Source organism: Mucispirillum schaedleri ASF457, from assembly GCF_000487995.2.
GTDB lineage: Bacteria > Chrysiogenota > Deferribacteres > Deferribacterales > Mucispirillaceae > Mucispirillum > Mucispirillum schaedleri.
Genome location: NZ_CP097562.1, coordinates 652736 through 670856 on the forward strand (window position 1 = coordinate 652736; position 18121 = coordinate 670856).

General features: G+C 31.5%; 17 protein-coding genes. 7 read left to right on the forward strand and 10 right to left on the reverse strand.

Annotation, left to right across the window (positions count from 1 at the left end):
• Nucleotides 1-20 precede the first annotated feature (20 nt).
• The 3 genes from N508_RS03105 to N508_RS03115 all read right to left on the reverse strand — a co-directional run bounded on the left by N508_RS03105 (nucleotide 21) and on the right by N508_RS03115 (nucleotide 4496).
• On the reverse strand, nucleotides 21-1346 hold the full coding sequence (locus N508_RS03105) for a 2-dehydropantoate 2-reductase (RefSeq protein ID WP_023274938.1): 1326 nt from the start codon (nucleotides 1344-1346) through the stop codon (nucleotides 21-23).
• The gene (locus N508_RS03110; RefSeq protein WP_023274939.1) at nucleotides 1327-3732 is read right to left on the reverse strand and encodes an ATP-dependent Clp protease ATP-binding subunit; all 2406 of its coding nucleotides are present in this window, start codon (nucleotides 3730-3732) and stop codon (nucleotides 1327-1329) included. The genes N508_RS03105 and N508_RS03110 overlap by 20 nt, the downstream gene beginning before the upstream one ends.
• Before the next feature lie 449 nt (nucleotides 3733-4181).
• Nucleotides 4182-4496: a LicD family protein gene (locus tag N508_RS03115; RefSeq protein WP_143815604.1), complete on the reverse strand. Its 315-nt coding sequence runs from the start codon at nucleotides 4494-4496 to the stop codon at nucleotides 4182-4184.
• A 147-nt stretch (nucleotides 4497-4643) separates the two neighbouring features.
• Between N508_RS03115 and N508_RS03120 the strand changes: the two genes are divergently transcribed.
• Genes N508_RS03120 through N508_RS03130 form a run of 3 tightly spaced genes read left to right on the forward strand, consistent with a single transcriptional unit; the run spans nucleotide 4644 to nucleotide 6651 of the window.
• The gene (locus N508_RS03120; protein WP_023274941.1) at nucleotides 4644-5171 is read left to right on the forward strand and encodes a glycine cleavage system transcriptional repressor; all 528 of its coding nucleotides are present in this window, start codon (nucleotides 4644-4646) and stop codon (nucleotides 5169-5171) included.
• 2 nt (nucleotides 5172-5173) lie between these two features.
• Nucleotides 5174-5674 (forward strand): peptide deformylase, encoded by a 501-nt coding sequence (gene def, locus N508_RS03125; protein ID WP_023274942.1) that lies wholly within the window; start codon nucleotides 5174-5176, stop codon nucleotides 5672-5674.
• Between the two features lie 8 nt (nucleotides 5675-5682).
• Nucleotides 5683-6651: a 2-hydroxyacid dehydrogenase gene (locus N508_RS03130; RefSeq protein ID WP_023274943.1), complete on the forward strand. Its 969-nt coding sequence runs from the start codon at nucleotides 5683-5685 to the stop codon at nucleotides 6649-6651.
• A 322-nt stretch (nucleotides 6652-6973) separates the two neighbouring features.
• Here the strand turns inward: N508_RS03130 and N508_RS03135 are convergent, their stop codons facing one another.
• The 3 genes from N508_RS03135 to N508_RS03145 are packed head-to-tail and all read right to left on the reverse strand — an operon-like array spanning nucleotide 6974 to nucleotide 10086.
• Nucleotides 6974-7228, reverse strand: coding sequence for a hypothetical protein (locus N508_RS03135; protein WP_023274944.1), 255 nt, complete (start codon nucleotides 7226-7228; stop codon nucleotides 6974-6976).
• Nucleotides 7229-7240: 12 nt separating this feature from the next.
• Nucleotides 7241-8029, reverse strand: coding sequence for a 3-deoxy-8-phosphooctulonate synthase (gene kdsA / locus N508_RS03140; RefSeq protein WP_023274945.1), 789 nt, complete (start codon nucleotides 8027-8029; stop codon nucleotides 7241-7243).
• Between the two features lie 8 nt (nucleotides 8030-8037).
• The gene (locus N508_RS03145; protein ID WP_023274946.1) at nucleotides 8038-10086 is read right to left on the reverse strand and encodes a carboxypeptidase-like regulatory domain-containing protein; all 2049 of its coding nucleotides are present in this window, start codon (nucleotides 10084-10086) and stop codon (nucleotides 8038-8040) included.
• Between the two features lie 105 nt (nucleotides 10087-10191).
• On the opposite strand from N508_RS03145, the gene hisF reads away from it, so the two are divergent.
• The 4 genes from hisF to N508_RS03165 are packed head-to-tail and all read left to right on the forward strand — an operon-like array spanning nucleotide 10192 to nucleotide 13516.
• On the forward strand, nucleotides 10192-10950 hold the full coding sequence (gene hisF, locus N508_RS03150; protein WP_023274947.1) for an imidazole glycerol phosphate synthase subunit HisF: 759 nt from the start codon (nucleotides 10192-10194) through the stop codon (nucleotides 10948-10950).
• 10 nt (nucleotides 10951-10960) lie between these two features.
• Nucleotides 10961-11257, forward strand: coding sequence for a phosphoribosyl-ATP diphosphatase (hisE, locus tag N508_RS03155; RefSeq protein ID WP_023274948.1), 297 nt, complete (start codon nucleotides 10961-10963; stop codon nucleotides 11255-11257).
• Nucleotides 11257-12642: an argininosuccinate lyase gene (gene argH / locus N508_RS03160; RefSeq protein ID WP_023274949.1), complete on the forward strand. Its 1386-nt coding sequence runs from the start codon at nucleotides 11257-11259 to the stop codon at nucleotides 12640-12642. Before hisE ends, argH begins: the two co-directional genes overlap by 1 nt.
• Nucleotides 12629-13516: a hypothetical protein gene (locus N508_RS03165; protein WP_023274950.1), complete on the forward strand. Its 888-nt coding sequence runs from the start codon at nucleotides 12629-12631 to the stop codon at nucleotides 13514-13516. The genes argH and N508_RS03165 overlap by 14 nt, the downstream gene beginning before the upstream one ends.
• A gap of 568 nt (nucleotides 13517-14084) precedes the next feature.
• On the opposite strand, the gene N508_RS03170 is transcribed toward N508_RS03165, so the two are convergent.
• The 4 genes from N508_RS03170 to N508_RS03185 form a co-directional block, all read right to left on the reverse strand.
• Nucleotides 14085-15146 (reverse strand): PKD domain-containing protein, encoded by a 1062-nt coding sequence (locus N508_RS03170; RefSeq protein ID WP_143815607.1) that lies wholly within the window; start codon nucleotides 15144-15146, stop codon nucleotides 14085-14087.
• Nucleotides 15147-15211: 65 nt separating this feature from the next.
• Nucleotides 15212-16333, reverse strand: a complete 1122-nt coding sequence (locus N508_RS03175) for a PKD domain-containing protein (protein WP_179077841.1) — start codon at nucleotides 16331-16333, stop codon at nucleotides 15212-15214.
• Between the two features lie 280 nt (nucleotides 16334-16613).
• Complete coding sequence (gene folE2, locus N508_RS03180) at nucleotides 16614-17387, reverse strand: GTP cyclohydrolase FolE2 (protein WP_023274954.1); 774 nt, start codon at nucleotides 17385-17387, stop codon at nucleotides 16614-16616.
• 9 nt (nucleotides 17388-17396) lie between these two features.
• Nucleotides 17397-18116 (reverse strand): tetratricopeptide repeat protein, encoded by a 720-nt coding sequence (locus N508_RS03185; RefSeq protein ID WP_023274955.1) that lies wholly within the window; start codon nucleotides 18114-18116, stop codon nucleotides 17397-17399.
• Between the last annotated feature and the right edge of the window lie 5 nt (nucleotides 18117-18121).

Here is an 18121-nt window from a genome sequence, read left to right on the forward strand (position 1 = left end):
TTTTATCCAACAATAAAAAATTATTTCATAAACTTTGCTTTTGCAGTACGCAGTATTTCTCTATGGTCAAAAGCTATATTTTCAGGCAGATTATCTATATGGAAATATTTTGCATCCTGTGCGTCATCATTTGCATCAGCTTTTTTATCAGAGAAATACACATATACAGCACTTACCGTATGCCCTCTTGTATCTCTTTTTGGGTCAGAATATATTCCAAGCAGGTGCAGGTCATTAATATTTGCTTCTATCCCTGTTTCTTCCTGCAGTTCTCTTAATGCTGCATTTTCTATTGTTTCATATAAATCCACAAATCCGCCGGGTATTGCCCAGCCAAGCGGCTCATTTTTCCTGTCTATTAATAAGACTTTATCATCATTGATAACTAAAACATCAGCAGCAAGTGTAGGGGAAATTTGAAACCAGCCGCCATATTTTACATTCATAATTTTAAGCAGACAGTCGCAGTATGGAGCAGCCTGCCCATATTTTTCATGAGTGCGAACAACAACCCCTAGTATCGCATCAATCTCTGGGTTTCTGTTTGCTTCAATATCCTGATACATACTTGATTTAAAGGATACATTTTCCTTACATCTTGATGTTATTTTATCATATTCTTCATCTGCTATATCCACACCACATAGTTTAGCAGCATTTTGAGCTTCTTTAAAAAGAGATTTAGTCAGGCTTATGGCATCATCAAAGCTGCTCATTTTAAAAAATGTTTTGCGGAAAAGTGCTGACAGTGGGTTTAAAACAATATTAAGCATTAACTTCTGCCACTGATAATATTTTATATTATCAGTATATTTTGCATTTAATTCTGCATGCTGTAATATCTGCATATATGTATCAGCATATTGAGAATTTTTCCCATTAATATGACCAAAAATAAGCCTGCCCTCTGCCATATATTCTAAAATACCTTTTTCCTGCATAACCGCTGTCATATATATAACATTTGTAATGATTTTTTCTGGCATAATAAAAGCAGAAATAATATCAGGGTTTTCCACTCCATTTTGGATAGATACAACAAAGCCATCATTATTTAAATGGTTTTTTACATGTTTTGCAGCATCAACAGTATCTTTTGATTTAACACATATTAATACTGCATCATACAAACCGATTAATTCTTTAACTGCATTTACTTTCAGATTATAAGGAGACTTATCTTGATAATTTTTAACAATAAGACCCTTTTCTTTTAATACATTATACCCAGAGCGAGCCACAAACTCCACATTAGTAAACCCATGTTCAATAAATTTTGAGCCAATATATGAGCCTATGGCACCTGCACCAAATATTGCTATCCGTTTATTTAATAAGGACTTCATTATTTTTCACTACTGCTTTAAATACTTTGCGTTTTGGCGAAGTATCATTTATTAAAATATCAGCAAGTTTATCTTCAATATGGCTTTGCAGTATCCGTTTAACAGGTCTTGCACCATACATATATGGATAATTATTTGTTAAAAGATACTCTTTTACATCATCAGATATACTTATTTTTTTACCGCTTGGAGCAAGCCTTTTATTAATTTCAGCAAGCTGAATATCAAATATTACTTTTAATTCTTCAAGCCCTAACGGTTTAAAATAGATTATATTATCAAGCCTGTTTAAAAACTCTGGAGCAAATCTCATTTTCAGCTCTTTTTCTGCTGCTGATTTAAAACGGCTGTGGTCTAATGTGCCTGCATTTTTCATACCACCAAAACCAAGAGATTTATCATCTGTGCCTTCTTTTGTTCCTATATTAGATGTAAGGATAATAATAGTATTTTTAAAATTTACTTTATGACCAAGGCTGTCTGTAACAAAACCCTCATCTAGTATCTGCAGTAAAATATTCATAACATCTGGATGAGCTTTTTCAACTTCATCAAAAAGCACAACAGAATATGGCCGTCTTCTAACCTGCTCTGTTAATTTGCCCCCTTCTTCATATCCTACATATCCAGGGGGAGCACCAACAAGTCTTGAAACATTAAATTTTTCCATATATTCACTCATATCTATTCTGATAAGAGCATCCCGTGAGCCAAACACTATTTCTGCAAGTCTTTTTGCAACTTCTGTTTTACCAACGCCAGTAGGTCCAAGGAATATGAAAGAGCCAAGTGGTTTATCAGGGTTTGTAATACCTGCAAAGCTGCGTTTTATAGATTTTGCAACACTATCTACTGCTTCATCCTGCCCTATTACATATTTTTTAATCTCTGAAGCAATACCCGCAACTCTTGCTTTATCATCAGACTGTAATTTTTTAGCAGGAATACCTGTCATAATAGATACAACTTCTGCCACATCATCACTTGTAAGGCTTTGATATGTTTCATTAATATCTTTATTCCAGCTGTTTATTTTAGCTTTATATAAAGCATCAAGCTTATTAATTTCTTTTGTAAACTGCTCTATTTTATCATATTCATTATAAGGAATATATTTTTCTCTTTCTGAACTGGCAGAATTAATTCTGTGCTTTAACTTTTCCAGATTCTTAGGCAGCATATTTTTATTAATTTTTCGTTTTGAACATGCTTCGTCAATAACATCTATACTTTTATCCGGCTGAAATTTATCAGTAATATATCTATCAGTTAATGAAACAACTTCTTCTGCCACTTCATCAGGAATTAATACTTTATGGTATTCTTCATAATATTTTTTTATGCCTTTAATAATAGCAACAGTCTGCTTTTCTGTTGGCGGCTGCACAATAATAGTCTGAAACCTGCGGACTAATGCACCATCTTTTTCAAAATGTTTTCTGTATTCTGCCAGCGTTGTAGCACCAATGCACTGAACACCACCTCTTGCAAGAGCCGGTTTTAACATGCTTGCAGCATCAATAGAGCCTTCTGCAGCTCCAGCTCCAACGAGTGTATGTATTTCGTCAATAAAAAGAACAATATTTTTTGCAGTTTCTATCTCTTTCAAGAGTTTTTTCATACGCTCTTCAAACTGACCGCGGTATTTTGTGCCTGCGACTAATGCTCCCATTTCTAAAGAAACTATCCGTTTATCTCTTAAAAATACAGGTATATCTTCATCAAGCATTCTTTTTGCAAGCCCCTCTACAATAGCAGTTTTACCAATACCCGGTTCTCCTATAAGCACAGCATTATTTTTCTGCCTTCTGCCTAATATTTGTAAAAGGCGGATAATTTCATCCTGCCTGCCAACAACTGGGTCCAGTTTTCCGTCACGAGCAAGAGCAGTTAAATCTCTGCCAAACTCATCTAAAACTGGTGTTTCACTGTTTTCTTTATCTGATGAACCTTTCTTATAATATATTTTAATATCATTCCTTAAAGATTCCACATCAAAGCCTATCCTGCTTAATATGGCACTGGCTTTTCCCTCTGTTTCACGAACTAAGCCTAAAAGCAAGTGTTCAGTATCAACAATTTCTTTGCCAAAAGTGTTTGCTTCTTCTGCTGCATATTCTAGAACTTTTGTAACAAGTGGGCTGTAATTCAGGTTACCCTTCAATGCAAAAATATCGCTCATATCAGAGCTGCGGCGTATTTTCATTACAATTGATGAAATATTAATATTTCGTTTCATAAAAATAGTGGCAGCAATACCCGTTTTTTCTATAAAAAGCCCTAATAATATATGCTCTGTATCAATAACAGGCTGTGCCAGTTTATCTGCTTCTTCCTTTGCATGAGCAAGCACCTGCATAGCTCTGTTGCTTAAATTATCAAACATTTAATTCTCCACAATTAAAAATACAAGTATAATATCCATAGTATTATATTAAATATTTTATTTTTATCAAGTAGTAAAATATGTTGTCTAGATAATGTCTATACATTATGCAGGAAAAATGCTTGATACTTACATATTGGACTTACCTAAAATTTTTTACAGCAGTAGTGTTGAGTCTGATTTGAAAGGCGAAAAATCTAAATTATATATATTAAAGTATTGTATAATATATTTAAAACTATCTAACTTTTTAGATACTTCGCCTTTCAGGCTCAGTAAAACAATGCAGGGACAAGGAAGTCCCGTCGCATAGCGTAAGCGATGGGAGCATTTACTGCGACCAAGCGTGATTTTTCAAATTCATGGATGAATTTGAAAATGAAGGGTAAATTTAGATACTTCGCCTTTCAGGCTCAGTAAAACAATGCAGGGACAGGAATTGTCTTAGTCTAAATTTTTTGAATAAATCCATTAATTTTATTTTCAGTCATTATTAATTCATCATAAATCTTTTGAATATCCATATCTTTAAAGTATGTTTTTATATGTGCAGAAATACCTATTGTATCAGGCATTTCTAAATATCCAATGCCATATTCTGCAAATACATATTTTTCAAAATTTAAAGGAATGTTGTATAAGTTTCCTTCAAACATACATTCTTTTAATGGAAAAATATCATCATATTTAAAAATTCTTCCATGATTATAAGCATATAATGATAACTTTCTATTGCTTTTAGAAAGACTTTTTTTCAATATCAAAAAAAGATACTAGTCTAGAGCCTTATTTATATTGTATAAAAAGGTATATCTACCTCCATAAGCCTTTATAAACCTTAAATATAAAAAATATCTTGCTTATTATTATATAATTATCTATCTTATAAATATATTCACATGAGGTTATATATGGATAAACAATATTATTATGCATTAAGTTTTGTAAATACTGACTCAAAAGGTATTGTGGCAGATACTACAAAAGTTCTTTTTGATAACGGCTTTAATCTATCTGATTCCAGCTCCACATTATTACAGGGCGTTTTTTCTATGATATTTATAGTCACAAATGATAAAGAATATAAAGAGCAGGAAATAAAAGATATGTTTAAAAATGTCCGCTCTAATATGGAAGTTTTTAAATTTAATAAAAAGCCTGAAATAAAAGACGGCAGTCATTATTCTATTTCTGTATATGGTGCAGATAAAGCAGGCATTGTTCATGCTATTACTAAAGAGATAACAAAAAACAATTTAAATATTATAGATTTACAGACAAAAATCACAGGCGGCAGCACAAAAGTATATATTATGATGCTGGAAGTTGTTGCTAATAATGAAGATAATGAAAATATCTGGCAGGAAGCATTAAAGAAAACTGCAAAAGAAATTAACACCCAAATAAATATAAAAAAAATTGAATTTTATGAGCTTTAATCATGGCAGTAAGAGAAGTTTTAAAATACCCAAATGATATATTAAAGCAGGACGCTGCTGATGTTATAGAATTAACAGATGAAGTTAAGCAGATTATACAGGATTTAAAAGATACAATGCTTGATGCAAGACATTCCACAGGGATTGCTGCTCCACAGATAGGCATACTTAAAAGAATAATCACAATAGATGCATCTCTTAATAAAAAATGCAAAGAAAACCACGGCTTTATGGTAATGATTAACCCAGAAATTATTGAGCACAGCGGCACTATTACATCACGAGAAGGCTGCATGAGTGTGCCTGATTTTACTGGCAATGTTACACGAGCAGAAAGAATAGTTGTAAACTATTTTGATGAGAATATGCAGCAAAATGTGCTTGAAACAAGCGGCTTTGAAGCTGTCCTTATCCAGCATGAAACAGACCATCTTAATGGTATGCTTTTTATAGACAGAGTTATATCAAAAAGGACAGATTTATTTAGAAGAAAAAAATATTAGGAGTCAGTATGAAAGTTGTTATTACTTCCAAATTACCAAACATTATTACTAATTATTTAGAAGATATACGCATTGATACAAACAGTATAGATGAGCCGCTTCCGCCTATCAGGCTTAGGCAGATGATGAGCGACACTGATGCTTTAATATGCACATCAAGCGATATTATTGACAGACCATTAATGGAAGCAGCTCCAAAACTTAAAGTAATAGTAAATTATGATGCGGGAAGTGATAATATAGATATAGATTATGCTACTCACAGGGGCATAACAGTATGCACAACAAAACATATATTAACTCAAAGCACAGCAGAGCTTGGCTTTGCTTTATTAATGAGTGCAGCTCGCCACATACCAGAAGCAGACAAATATGCAAGAAATGGCAGATTTTCAGGCAACACTAACCACAGCTTAATGACAGGGCTTGATTTTTATAAAAAAACATTAGGTATTTTTGGTATGGGAAATATTGGTCAGGCTGTTGCAAAAATAGCAACTGGCTTTTCTATGGATATAATATACCATAACAGGCATAGAGATAAGCAGGCAGAATTAATTTTTGGTGCAACTTATGCTACATTTGATGAGCTTTTGGAGTGGTCTGATTTCCTGATTATCACTGCACCATTAACACTTGAAACAAGGCATATTTTTTCATTAAGAGAATTTAAAAAAATGAAAAAAACTGCTGTTTTAGTAAATATTGGCAGAGGAGCAATTATAAGAGAAAGTGATTTGGCAGCAGCTCTTTCTGAAAAAATAATATATGCAGCAGGGCTTGATGTATACGAATATGAGCCAGATATAAATGAAGAATTAAAAAAACTTGATAATGTAGTGCTTTCCCCCCATTTAGGAAGTTCTACACAGGCAACAAAGGAAAATATGGCAATATGCTGTGCAGAATCAGTTATAAGTGTATTAAAAGGCGGCATTACACCAGATACTGCTATTAATAAAACAGTGCTTATATAGTTTTATATTTTTGCAGGTTATAGTTTAAATATATTATACAATACTGTAATATATATATAATTTAGATTTTTCGCCTGTCAAAATCAGGCTCAAAATGACTTATGGTGTGAAAACTCTATGTCATACTGAGCCAAAGGCGAAGTATCTAAAAACAGATAATTTAAATATATTATACACTTTTGCAATATATATATAATCTAGATTTTTCTCCTTTAAAAAAAGGCTCAAAATTACTGCCACACAAAATTTTTGGATAAGTCCAAATACATTAAAAAATACTGCTGTTTTTAGCAGCAGTAAAATACATTATTTTTAAATAATATTAAAATATTTTTTCTGGAACTATTGAGCGGGAATGAGCAGACCTTGCACTAATATCTACTTCTTCTTTTGATACAATTCTTTCTGACTGAATAGTTCCGTCTTCATTATATACTGTAAATTTAAATTTATCCACTTTTGCATCAGCAATAGAGAAAGCAAGCATTAATAATACTGTTACTGCAAAAGCAATATACCAGTATTTCATATATTCTCCACCAAAATATCTAGAAAACTTTTTAAATTTTTCTCCCATTATATTCTCCAGCTATATACTATGTTTTTTAATATTTTCAAGAAGCTTTGGAAAATCATTAAGACTAACCATATTAGCACCATCAGACAATGCTTTTGCAGGCTCTGGGTGAGTTTCTGCAAAAAAACCACGAATACCGCATGCACTTGCAGCTGCTGCAAGGTATGGAGCATATTCCGGATTGCCGCCGCTTTTGCCATCTAATGCACCCGGTTTCTGTGTAGAGTGAGTTAAATCCATAATAACAGGCACATTAAACTGCTGCATATCTATAAGGCTGCGGAAATCTACCACAAGATTACCATATCCAAACATTGTGCCCCTTTCTGTAAGCATTACCTGATTATTATCTGCTGAATATACTTTTTCAAGTGGATACTTCATATCTAACCCACTTAAAAACTGAGCTTTTTTAATATTTACTATTTTTTTTGTTTTTGCTGCTGCTGTTAATAAATCAGTCTGTCTGCATAAAAAGGCAGGTATTTGTATTATATCACATACTTTGCCAGCTGGCTCAGCCTGACAACTTTCGTGAATATCTGTAACTATAGGCACATTAAATTTATCTTTAACAGCTTTCAAGATTTCTAACCCATTTTCAAGACCTGTGCCACGAAAACTTGATGCAGCTGTTCTGTTTGCTTTATCAAAAGATGCTTTGAAAATATATGTAAATCCATATTGTTCTGCCACAGCTTTTGCTCGTTCTGCAATTTCAAAACATATATCTTTACTTTCTATAACACATGGACCTGCCATAATAAATAAGTTGTTTTTTAATGTTTCATATAATGTCATAACTTTTCCTATTTTAATAATATAAAATCTTCATACAGCTTGCCGTCAATAACAGCTTTAACTGTAATTTTAGTAATATTTTCTTCTTTTAATGAGCCTTTATATAAATGCAAATCAAATATTTCATCATCTGATTTTAAAGGAATATTAATTGAAGAATCATCTTCGTTTAAAATTCCACCATTTTGAAGAACTGCTATTGCTGGATAAATATCGTCTATTACAGTATTCCATACACGCCTTGTATCAGCATCAGCTATAATTTCAATCTGCTCTAAATTTCTGCCACGGGCAGAAACATTTAATGAAATCACAATATCGCTGCTGCCATCCTTTTCTATATAGCCTTTGTTAGAAACCATATCTTCCCCTTCAAAATCTTTAAGAGCGATACTTAAAACTTTACGGGGTTTATATGAAGCTGCATTACCATAATAGCTTAAATCTATGCTGACATTGCTGCCATTAAATATAATATAATCTTTTTCATCACCAATTAAGCCTATAAAATAACCCTGCTCATTTGGCTGGCGGATTTGGCTTGAAATATCAAGCTTGATTTCATTTTTATCTTCTTTTGTAATTGTTTTAAGTGGTGCAATTCTCTGCATAGAGACATATCCGTTTTTATCTACCACTTTTTTAAAAAGCACAATTTCTGCTTTATTTTTAATATTTAAGCCCAGAATATTCAGTTTTAAAAATGCTTCTTTAAAATAAAGCATATCTTTGCCTATAAAATCATTTGTTTTAAGTTCAAGATAGCTTTTATTTGCAGTGCCTGCATTAAGCGGCATATTTTTTTGACTGCTGTATTTCTGCACACCATTTTGCAGCACAGAAAGATTTAGTGCTATACCTGTATCTCTAATATACGGGCTTTCTGTGATTATAGTAAATTTATTTTTATCTATAATAAAATCGCCACTGCCAACACCTATTGCTTTACCCTGCACTATATAATCAGAAACAAGACTTCCTTTAAATATTTTACGGCAGTTTAATGTGGAACCCGGCTCAGTGCAGTCTGTATCTATCGTTACATTATCGCCCCTTACATATCCAGTAACAGGAAATCTTTTATTAAGGTTTGTATCTATAAGATAGCCTGACACCCTGTTATTTTTAACAAGAATATTTAGCAAGCCGCTAAACACTTCTTTACCTTTATTTTTAACTTCTATAGGATAAAAACCTGTTGATAATGCAAGCCTTTCTCCACTAATAGAAAATGGCAGCATAATAGTTTTAACCATAGAAATAGATTTGCCTTTGCCAGAAGTAACATTAATACTAAACCTGCCATTTTTATCACTTACTACACTTTGGTTTGTTTCAACTGCTGTAATTTTTGCATCAGGAACAGGTTTATTATTAACATCAAGCACTATACCGCTTATTAAAACTGAAGCTATTTTATCACCAGTAAAAGAAAGGCTGTCCATATATAATGAAGTGCCTGTTTCAACTTTTAAATTTATTCTATTTACCGCATAATTTATGCCTTTTGTTTTAAGATATTTATAAATATTGCTTTCAATAGCTCCAGACATATCCATCTGAGCAAATCCGTCATCTGAATAAACCTGTATTACAAAGTTTCTGAAAATATATGTAATATAGAAATTAGCCTGCTGGCTTTTCCCCTGCTTTTTCTGCAATGGCAAAGCAACCATTATGCCCTGCTCCCCAAAAGGAACTGGTGCAACCTGTTTACGATTTGCATATTTTTTAGATATATCTGCAAGCTCTTTATAGTTTTTTAATGCTTCTGCAAAATTATCACATTCAAATATTCTGGCAGAAACAACATAAGTATTTTCACGCTCTATATCTAGTATTTTCTCTTTTTTAGTTGAATAATAAGCATAAGTATTTTCATAAACAGTGCATCTGTCCCGTTTTTCTGCAACCACACCTGCAACTATCCATGAAGAAGAACCGCCTTTCATTTGAGAAGCTTTTGGGAAAATATCTGCTACTGTTTTTATTTCTTCTGCAAAACTTGTAAAAAATGAATAAAAAATAAATATAGTTATAAGTAATGTTTTTTTCATAATATTTCTTTTAGCATATTTTTATTTAAATTTAAATAATTTTTTATTTAACTTTTAAGTATTTATATGTTATAAAATTTTAAATTTGTATAAACTGGAGAAAGTATGCTTGCTAAACGCATTATTCCATGTCTTGATATAAAAGACGGCAGAGTAGTTAAAGGAGTAAATTTTGTTAATATTAGAGATGCTGGTGACCCTGTGGACGCTGCAATAGAATATGAAAAACAGGGAGCAGATGAAATAGCTTTCTTAGATATTACAGCGACACATGAAAAAAGAAACATTATGATTAATGTTATAGAAAAAGCAGCAGAAAATGTCTTTATGCCTATAACTGTTGGGGGCGGTATAAGAACTATTGAAGATATACGCAGCCTTTTTGCAGCAGGAGCTGATAAAGTGTCTATAAATTCTGAAGCTGTTAAAAATCCTGATTTTATAAAAATGGCGGCTAATAAATTTGGCTCTCAGGCTGTTATTGCTGCAATAGATGCTAAATCAAAAGAAGATGGCTCTTATGAAGTAGTTATTGCTGGCGGCAGAAAAAGAACAGGACTTGATGCAGTAATGTGGGCAAAAACTATGGAAGATTTTGGTGCTGGAGAAATACTTCTTACAAGTATGGATAAAGACGGTATGAAAACTGGCTATGATATAGAGCTTACAAAGGCAGTAAGTCAGGCAGTAACTATACCAGTAATAGCGTCAGGCGGCGTTGGCACTATGGAGCATTTTTATGAAGGCTTTAAATATGGTCTTGCAGACGCAGCCCTTGCTGCAAGTGTATTTCATTTTCAGGAAATGACAATATTAGAAGTAAAAAAATATTTAAACAATAAAAATATACCTGTTAGATTATAGAGGATATAATATGGAAAATATACTGCTTATACTAAACGAAACAATTAAAGATAGACATCAAAACCCAAGCCCTGCTTCTTATACTACTACATTATTTGAAGGTGGTGCTAACAAAATCATAAAAAAACTTGGTGAAGAAAATGCAGAGTTTATTAAAGCATTTTTAACAGAGCCACCTTATGAAACAGCAGCAGAAGCAGCAGATTATATATATCATTTAATGGTTGCACTTCGTTTTAAAGGGATAGACTGGACTGATGTTTTAAAAGAACTTGAAAAAAGACATGCACTAAAAGGAGATAAATAATGAGTGAAAAACCATGGGCTGGCAGATTTAACCTGCCTACAGATATATTTGTAGAAGAATTTAATGCATCTATCTATTTTGATAAAAGATTATATAAGTTTGATATTAAAGGAAGTATTGCTCATGCTGTAATGCTTAGCCGTCAAGGAATAATAGCAGAAAGCGAAGCAAGAGCAATAGTATCAGGTCTTGAACAGGTGCTTGATGAAATAGAAAAAGGTGAATTTCATTTTGATATAGGCGATGAAGATATACACATGGCTGTTGAAAAAAGACTTACTGAAATAGCAGGTCCTGTTGGTGGTAAACTGCACACTGCACGCAGCAGAAATGACCAGGTAGCTGTTGATGTTAGAATGTATGTTATGTATGAAGCAGAAACTGTAAAAGCATACCTTATTAACCTAATAAGAGTGCTTGTTGATAAAGCAGTGAATAATATAGGTATAGTTATGCCGGGATTTACTCATTTGCAGCAGGGACAGCCTATTTTATTTTCCCATTATTTAATGGCTTATTTTCAAATGTTTAAAAGGGACTTTCAGCGTATAAATGATTTAATGATTAGAGCAAACTACTGCCCATTAGGTGCTGGTGCTCTTGCTGGCACAACTTTTCCCATAGATAGAAACTACACTGCAAATACTCTTGGTTTTTATGGACCTACTGAAAACAGTATAGATTCTGTGTCTGACAGAGATTTTATTATAGAGTTTTTGTCTGCTGCAAGTATCTGCATGATGCATTTATCAAGGCTTTCTGAAGAAATAATACTTTTTTCTAACCCTGATATTAATTTTGTCACATTAACTGATGACTACTGCACAGGCTCATCTATTATGCCACAGAAAAAAAATCCTGATATTCCAGAGCTTATTCGCGGCAAAACTGGCAGAGTGTATGGCTCTCTTATGACAATGCTTACAATTATGAAAGGGCTCCCGCTTGCATACAATAAAGATATGCAGGAAGATAAAGAGCCGCTTTTTGATGCTGTTGATACATTACTTGCTTCACTGAAAGTTTTTGCTCCAATGATAGAAAAAATGAAAGTAAATGTTGATAAAATGCAACAGTCAGCAGGAAAAGGCTACTCTACAGCTACAGATTTAGCAGATTATCTTGTCCGTAAAGGTATACCTTTTAGAGAAGCACATCATATTGTTGGTAAAACTGTTGCTTATGCTATTGATAATAATAAAAATTTAGAAGAATTGTCTATTAATGAAATGCAGATATTTTCTAAATTTATAGAAAAAGATGTTTATAACTATATTACTCTTGATGCTTCTGTAAACAGCAGGAACTCTTATGGCGGCACATCAGTAGAATCAGTTATGACACAAATAAAACTTGCTAAGAGCTTTTTAGATGACAATTTATAAATATACTGTTCTTGTATTTACAGTATTTATGATTTATGCCTGCGGGTTAAAATCTGACCCTGTGCCAAAAGGCACACTTGATATACCATACCCGCAAGCCATTGACTATGCTGTTAATAGTGATGGTATATCTATTTATAACGGCAGTGATAATTATACTTTATTTGTAGAAAAAGTAGATGAAAGTATAGGATTTTTTAATCTGGCAGGCTTTAAGCGTGTAGCATTAATTAACCCAAAGCAGACATATACGGATACTGATGTGGTAAATAATAGAGTATATAAATACAGATTTCGCCACTATTATGGAAAAGTTAAAACTTATTCTCCAGCATTAGTAAAAACAATTAAATATTACAGACCAATAAAACATACTGTTATTAATATAACTTATGAAAAAAATAAACAAATATGTGTTTATCCCGGGCTTAGTGATGTTGTAGCAAACACTGTTGTTACTATTAACGGCACAAAAATTGGCGATGCGAAAAATGGTATTAAAACATGTTTTGATGAACTGCCTGTAAACTCTACAACACTTTCTGTTATGGTTATACCCTACGATTATGATAATAATACAGGTATCCCATACAGGCAGGATTTTAAACTGGATACAAGCAAACTAAACCTGCCGCCACAGAATATTATAGTCCGCCGTAACGGTAATGATATAGTATTAACATGGGATAAGGAAAAAAACAGCTCAAACTATAATGTTTATATTACAACCAACGGAAAAGATAAGTTTATACAGCAGGTAGATGTGGAATTATTCAGATACAGTGCAAAAGATGATAAATGTGTTGATTTTAAGCTGACAACTATAAGAAATGGTAAAGAATCTAAAAAAATATCTATATCTGCATGTAAATAATATGATAACTTATATACAGCAGCTTATATGATTATTAATGAATGAAAATAATTTTATCAAAATATTTTTATAATTATATTATGGTATAATACATAAAAATAGTCAGTATGAAAATGATATTTTTTGGATTTAACCAAAATAGCATATTATACAAAGTTTTGATTTATAGTGTGAGAGATATATGTCATACTTGACCTGCTTCCATGTCATAATGAGCCTGAAAGGCGAAGTATCTTAATTCATCTTTTATTAAAAAATACATCCCTGTATTTTTTAAATCACGCTCTGCCAAAACAAGTTTGTCTATCGCTTACTAAAGACGGGACTTCCTGTCCCTGCATTAGTCATACTTGACCTGCTTCCATGTCATAATGAGCCTGAAAGGCGAAGTATCTAAAAAACAGATAATTTAAATATATTATTCACTTTTGCAATATGTATAATTTAGATTTTTCGCCTATAAAATCAGGCTCAAAATGACTGATATTGTAAAAATTGTATGTCAATGCTGAACTTGAAATATAGCGAAGTATCTAAAAAATAATATCTCATTTTTCTCAATAATAAACTACTTCTCTAAAAAGCCGTCAAATGTTACAGAATATGCACACTGACCTGTAAAATTTACAGTAAATAATGCTATGTTTCTATGAAAATTCTCATCATAATCTTTCATAGGAATATTAAATTTAAAATCACCTGTATTACATCTAACAAAAGAAGTGTAATCATAACCGGGCATAAGCCCTGAACTTGTCATATCAACAATATTAAAGTTTACAAATTCAACATAACCATTAGATGATTTTGGTATATTAAAGCCTTTATAGCCAAGATAAAATGGCATATCCAGCTTTAATCCATCTTTATCCGTCCAGCCATAATCAATAGAATATATGTCGTTTAATCCTAAATTTTGATATAAAGCAGAAAACTCAAATTTTGTATTAGTATCACCTTTTTTATAAGCTATTAAATCTCTTGCATAATCTTCAGAGTATTTTCCACTGATACCAGTAACTTTTTGAGCAAATAACCCTGTCCCATTAGCCTGTATATTACTTTCCCCTTTTATATGAAGTGCAAAATACATAAGACTTGTATCATCACCAAACTGTGATAAAAATAGAGTAGGAAAATATTCTTGAATCAATGTATATTTTTGTGAACCTAAGGCAGCTCTTTTTGCAGCACCATTCTTTTTATATTCCAATTCAAGTTTAACAGTATAATCTCCACCTTTTTTATACAGCCAGTGTCCATTATATTGACCTTCTGCAATGCCCCCATCTCCAAAACTCCAGTAATATTCAACAATCTCTATTATTTCAGGAATTTCTTTTTCAATCACATCACAATCAAGGGCTAATTCATTAGGATAACAAATAAAAGATATGTCTATTCCATCTTCTATAACAGTATCATCTGGATTCCCCCCCCCATAACCACTGTTATCACTATCTGTATCACCATTGCTGCCAGTATTGCCACTATTATCATTACCGCCTGTATTTCCACTATTATTAGAATTATTTTTATTAAAAATATCAGAAACATCTCCACAGCCTGATAATAAAAGGAATATTGAAACACAAACAATATTAATACTCTTAAAAATTATTGATTTCATATTTATCATTATTCACCTCACAAAATAACTATTAAATTAATATATAAACCATCTATATAATATAATTACTTATTGACAAATCCATCAAACAGCACATTATAAGAACAATTTGAATCACCATTAAAATTTATTGTAAATTTAGCAATATTCTTATGAATATCAGGATTATAACCATTTGGAATTGTAAACTTTAAATCATCTGTCATACATCTTACAAAACTTGGGTCCCCTAAAAAAATTGTATTTTCCTTGTCTTTTATAACAAATGAAGCAAAAGAAATATTTTTTGAATTAATATCTGTTTTAAAATCTGCATCTCCAAGATAAAAAGGCATTTCCAATTTTTTACCGTCATAGTCTGCCCAGCCATATTGCACATTATATAATTTTATTCCCCACAAATCCCACAGACCCCATTTTTTATAATCTCTTGAAAATATAATGTCTTTTTCTCTGTTACCATTTTTTAATTGAAATGATAAATCTTTGGCATATGTTTTATGCTGCTGCATAAATAGTCCGTTTGCAGCACTGCCTGTTATATGCAGTGCAAAATACATTTTATCAGGCTCCCTTCCAAAACCTTCAAAAAACAAATCCATTAGACTAACATTAATCTTTTTACTATGATATATTTTTTTATCATTATTTAAAACTGCTTCAAGAATAACTTCATATAAACCGCTTTTACTATAACTATGAACTGCTTCGTAGTCAGAATATATGTTTCCATCCCCAAAATGCCATATATATGATTTTACATTATCCACAGGCTCAGTTGAAAATTTAACTGTTAAACTCTTAGTTTCATATTCAAAATCAATAGGTATTGAAAAATTATCTACATTATCAGTATTTTCATTAATACTAATATCTATATTTTTACTTATATTCAATTTACTGTCATTATCCAAAATAACTTCAAGAATAACTGTATATAAACCTTTTTCGCTGTAATGATGTGTATGAGATTTAGAAGAAGAAGTGCTGTTATCACCAAAATTCCATAAATAAGATTTGACATTTGTTTCATCAATATTATTTAAAATAACTGAATATGAAACATATAAACTATTTATATCATATATAAAATCAACTGTCTGAATATTATCATCAGAAACATAGGAATGGGGGGGGGAATCAGATATGTCAGAACACCCATATACAAAAAACAGAGCAGATACCATAAAATAATATAGTATATATTTTTTTAAAAGAGATACCATACCATTAAAGTAGCATAATTATAATCAAAGTCAAGGATTAAAATATCATATGTAAAAATAATCATATTAAATTGGTATAATATTATAGTTGATATATTATAGTTATGATAAAAAATTTATCATTTCAAAGACTAATTGAAACATATATAATGAAGATAAAACAATATTAAATGTTTATTGATTATTAAAATTTAATATTCTTGAACCAAAATTAAGCATCAAAATTGCAGTAATAAAAAGTTTATTTCCATCTTTCAATTCTTGCCCATGCATTATGGTTATGAATTGATTCCATATTTTCGCATTCTACTTCAAACCATATAATCCTGCTGTCATTCATAAGTTTTTCTGTTATATTACGAACTATATCTTCTACAAATGCAGGGTTATCATAAGCATATTCTGTTATATATTTTTCATCTTCTCGTTTTAAAAGAGAGTAAATAGATGAACTTGCTGAACTTTCTGCTATCTCTATTAAATCTTCTATCCATACAGTTTTATTAAAGCGGACAGAAATAGAAGCAATACTTCTTTGATTATGTGCTCCATATTCTGAAATTTCCTTTGAGCATGGACATAATGACTGGACAGGAACTTTTACTTTTAATACAAAATCAAGCCCTTTTTCAGAGCAGCTTCCAGAAAATTCACAATTATAATCCATAAGTGATGTCATTTTAGAAACTGGTGCTGTTTTTTCCATAAAGTATGGAAAAGAAAGAGATATAAAAGAAGAATCTGATGAAAGCCTTTCTCTCATATCCTGCAATATAGAGCCTACATTATGAATATCAATATTATCTTTATATTTATTTAAAATTTCTACAAATCTTGACATATGAGTGCCTTTATACTGATGTGGAAGCATAACACTCATTGTGATTTTTGCAATTGTATTTTGAATACCTTTATTTCTATCTTTTAAAGATATTGGGTAGATAATATCTTTTATACCTACCTGATTTATATCTATATTTCTTGTATCTTTTGAGTTTTGTATATCTTCAAGCATAAATTCTACTTATCTTCTAGTTATTTTTTGTCTACCTATTAATGTTTGATACTGTTTTATTCCCTCAGGCATTTTTGCTAAATGAAGCTGCAGCCATAAAGTATTATAAGCCTGCATTTTTATTTTCTTTCTGTTTTTAAGTGCATCACTAGCATTTTGCAGCCTTTCATCTGAAGGCAGTTTTTTCATAGCTTTTGCAAGCACAGCAATAGCACTATCAACATCCCCAGTTTCTGATAAGAAATAAGCATAAAGACACTGAGTAAAGCTGTCTTTTTTATTAGCCTTTGAAGCTTTTTCCATAACAGCTTTCATATTTGCATAATCTTTTTGACGATAATAATATGCAGCAAGCATACTCATTGCCATCCAGTTGCTTTTAAGTGATTTTTTAAGGTAAGGCAGAGCCTCATCAAACCTTTTATTAGCATATAATATTATACCTATTTGCGAATCTATCTGCTCTTTCACCAAAAACTGCCATTTAGAATATTTATAGCCTGTTTTCAATTTTTCTATTGCAATATCTGCTTTGCCTGCTTTAATATCTTTTTCTATTGAATTAAATACTTCAGTTAATTTTTTCATAAAATAGCGTCCCATGAAAAAATTAAACAATAATACACCTGCAATAAATGTTAAGCTTGCAAGCACATAACTTGGATATATTAAAAAACCTAAATAACCAGTGATGACACCAAATAATAATCCTATCAATAATGTATACATTATAT

Excerpts from the sequence above, each read along its gene's own strand:
- N508_RS03105 (WP_023274938.1), bottom strand. The coding sequence starts at position 1,346 with ATGAAGTCCTTATTAAATAAACGGATAGCAATATTTGGTGCAGGTGCC.
- N508_RS03110 (WP_023274939.1), bottom strand. The coding sequence starts at position 3,732 with ATGTTTGATAATTTAAGCAACAGAGCTATGCAGGTGCTTGCTCATGCA.
- N508_RS03120 (WP_023274941.1), top strand. The coding sequence starts at position 4,644 with ATGGATAAACAATATTATTATGCATTAAGTTTTGTAAATACTGACTCA.
- def (WP_023274942.1), top strand. The coding sequence starts at position 5,174 with ATGGCAGTAAGAGAAGTTTTAAAATACCCAAATGATATATTAAAGCAG.
- N508_RS03130 (WP_023274943.1), top strand. The coding sequence starts at position 5,683 with ATGAAAGTTGTTATTACTTCCAAATTACCAAACATTATTACTAATTAT.
- N508_RS03135 (WP_023274944.1), bottom strand. The coding sequence starts at position 7,228 with ATGGGAGAAAAATTTAAAAAGTTTTCTAGATATTTTGGTGGAGAATAT.
- kdsA (WP_023274945.1), bottom strand. The coding sequence starts at position 8,029 with ATGACATTATATGAAACATTAAAAAACAACTTATTTATTATGGCAGGT.
- N508_RS03145 (WP_023274946.1), bottom strand. The coding sequence starts at position 10,086 with ATGAAAAAAACATTACTTATAACTATATTTATTTTTTATTCATTTTTT.
- hisF (WP_023274947.1), top strand. The coding sequence starts at position 10,192 with ATGCTTGCTAAACGCATTATTCCATGTCTTGATATAAAAGACGGCAGA.
- hisE (WP_023274948.1), top strand. The coding sequence starts at position 10,961 with ATGGAAAATATACTGCTTATACTAAACGAAACAATTAAAGATAGACAT.
- argH (WP_023274949.1), top strand. The coding sequence starts at position 11,257 with ATGAGTGAAAAACCATGGGCTGGCAGATTTAACCTGCCTACAGATATA.
- N508_RS03165 (WP_023274950.1), top strand. The coding sequence starts at position 12,629 with ATGACAATTTATAAATATACTGTTCTTGTATTTACAGTATTTATGATT.
- N508_RS03170 (WP_143815607.1), bottom strand. The coding sequence starts at position 15,146 with ATGAAATCAATAATTTTTAAGAGTATTAATATTGTTTGTGTTTCAATA.
- N508_RS03175 (WP_179077841.1), bottom strand. The coding sequence starts at position 16,333 with ATGGTATCTGCTCTGTTTTTTGTATATGGGTGTTCTGACATATCTGAT.
- folE2 (WP_023274954.1), bottom strand. The coding sequence starts at position 17,387 with ATGCTTGAAGATATACAAAACTCAAAAGATACAAGAAATATAGATATA.
- N508_RS03185 (WP_023274955.1), bottom strand. The coding sequence starts at position 18,116 with ATGTATACATTATTGATAGGATTATTATTTGGTGTCATCACTGGTTAT.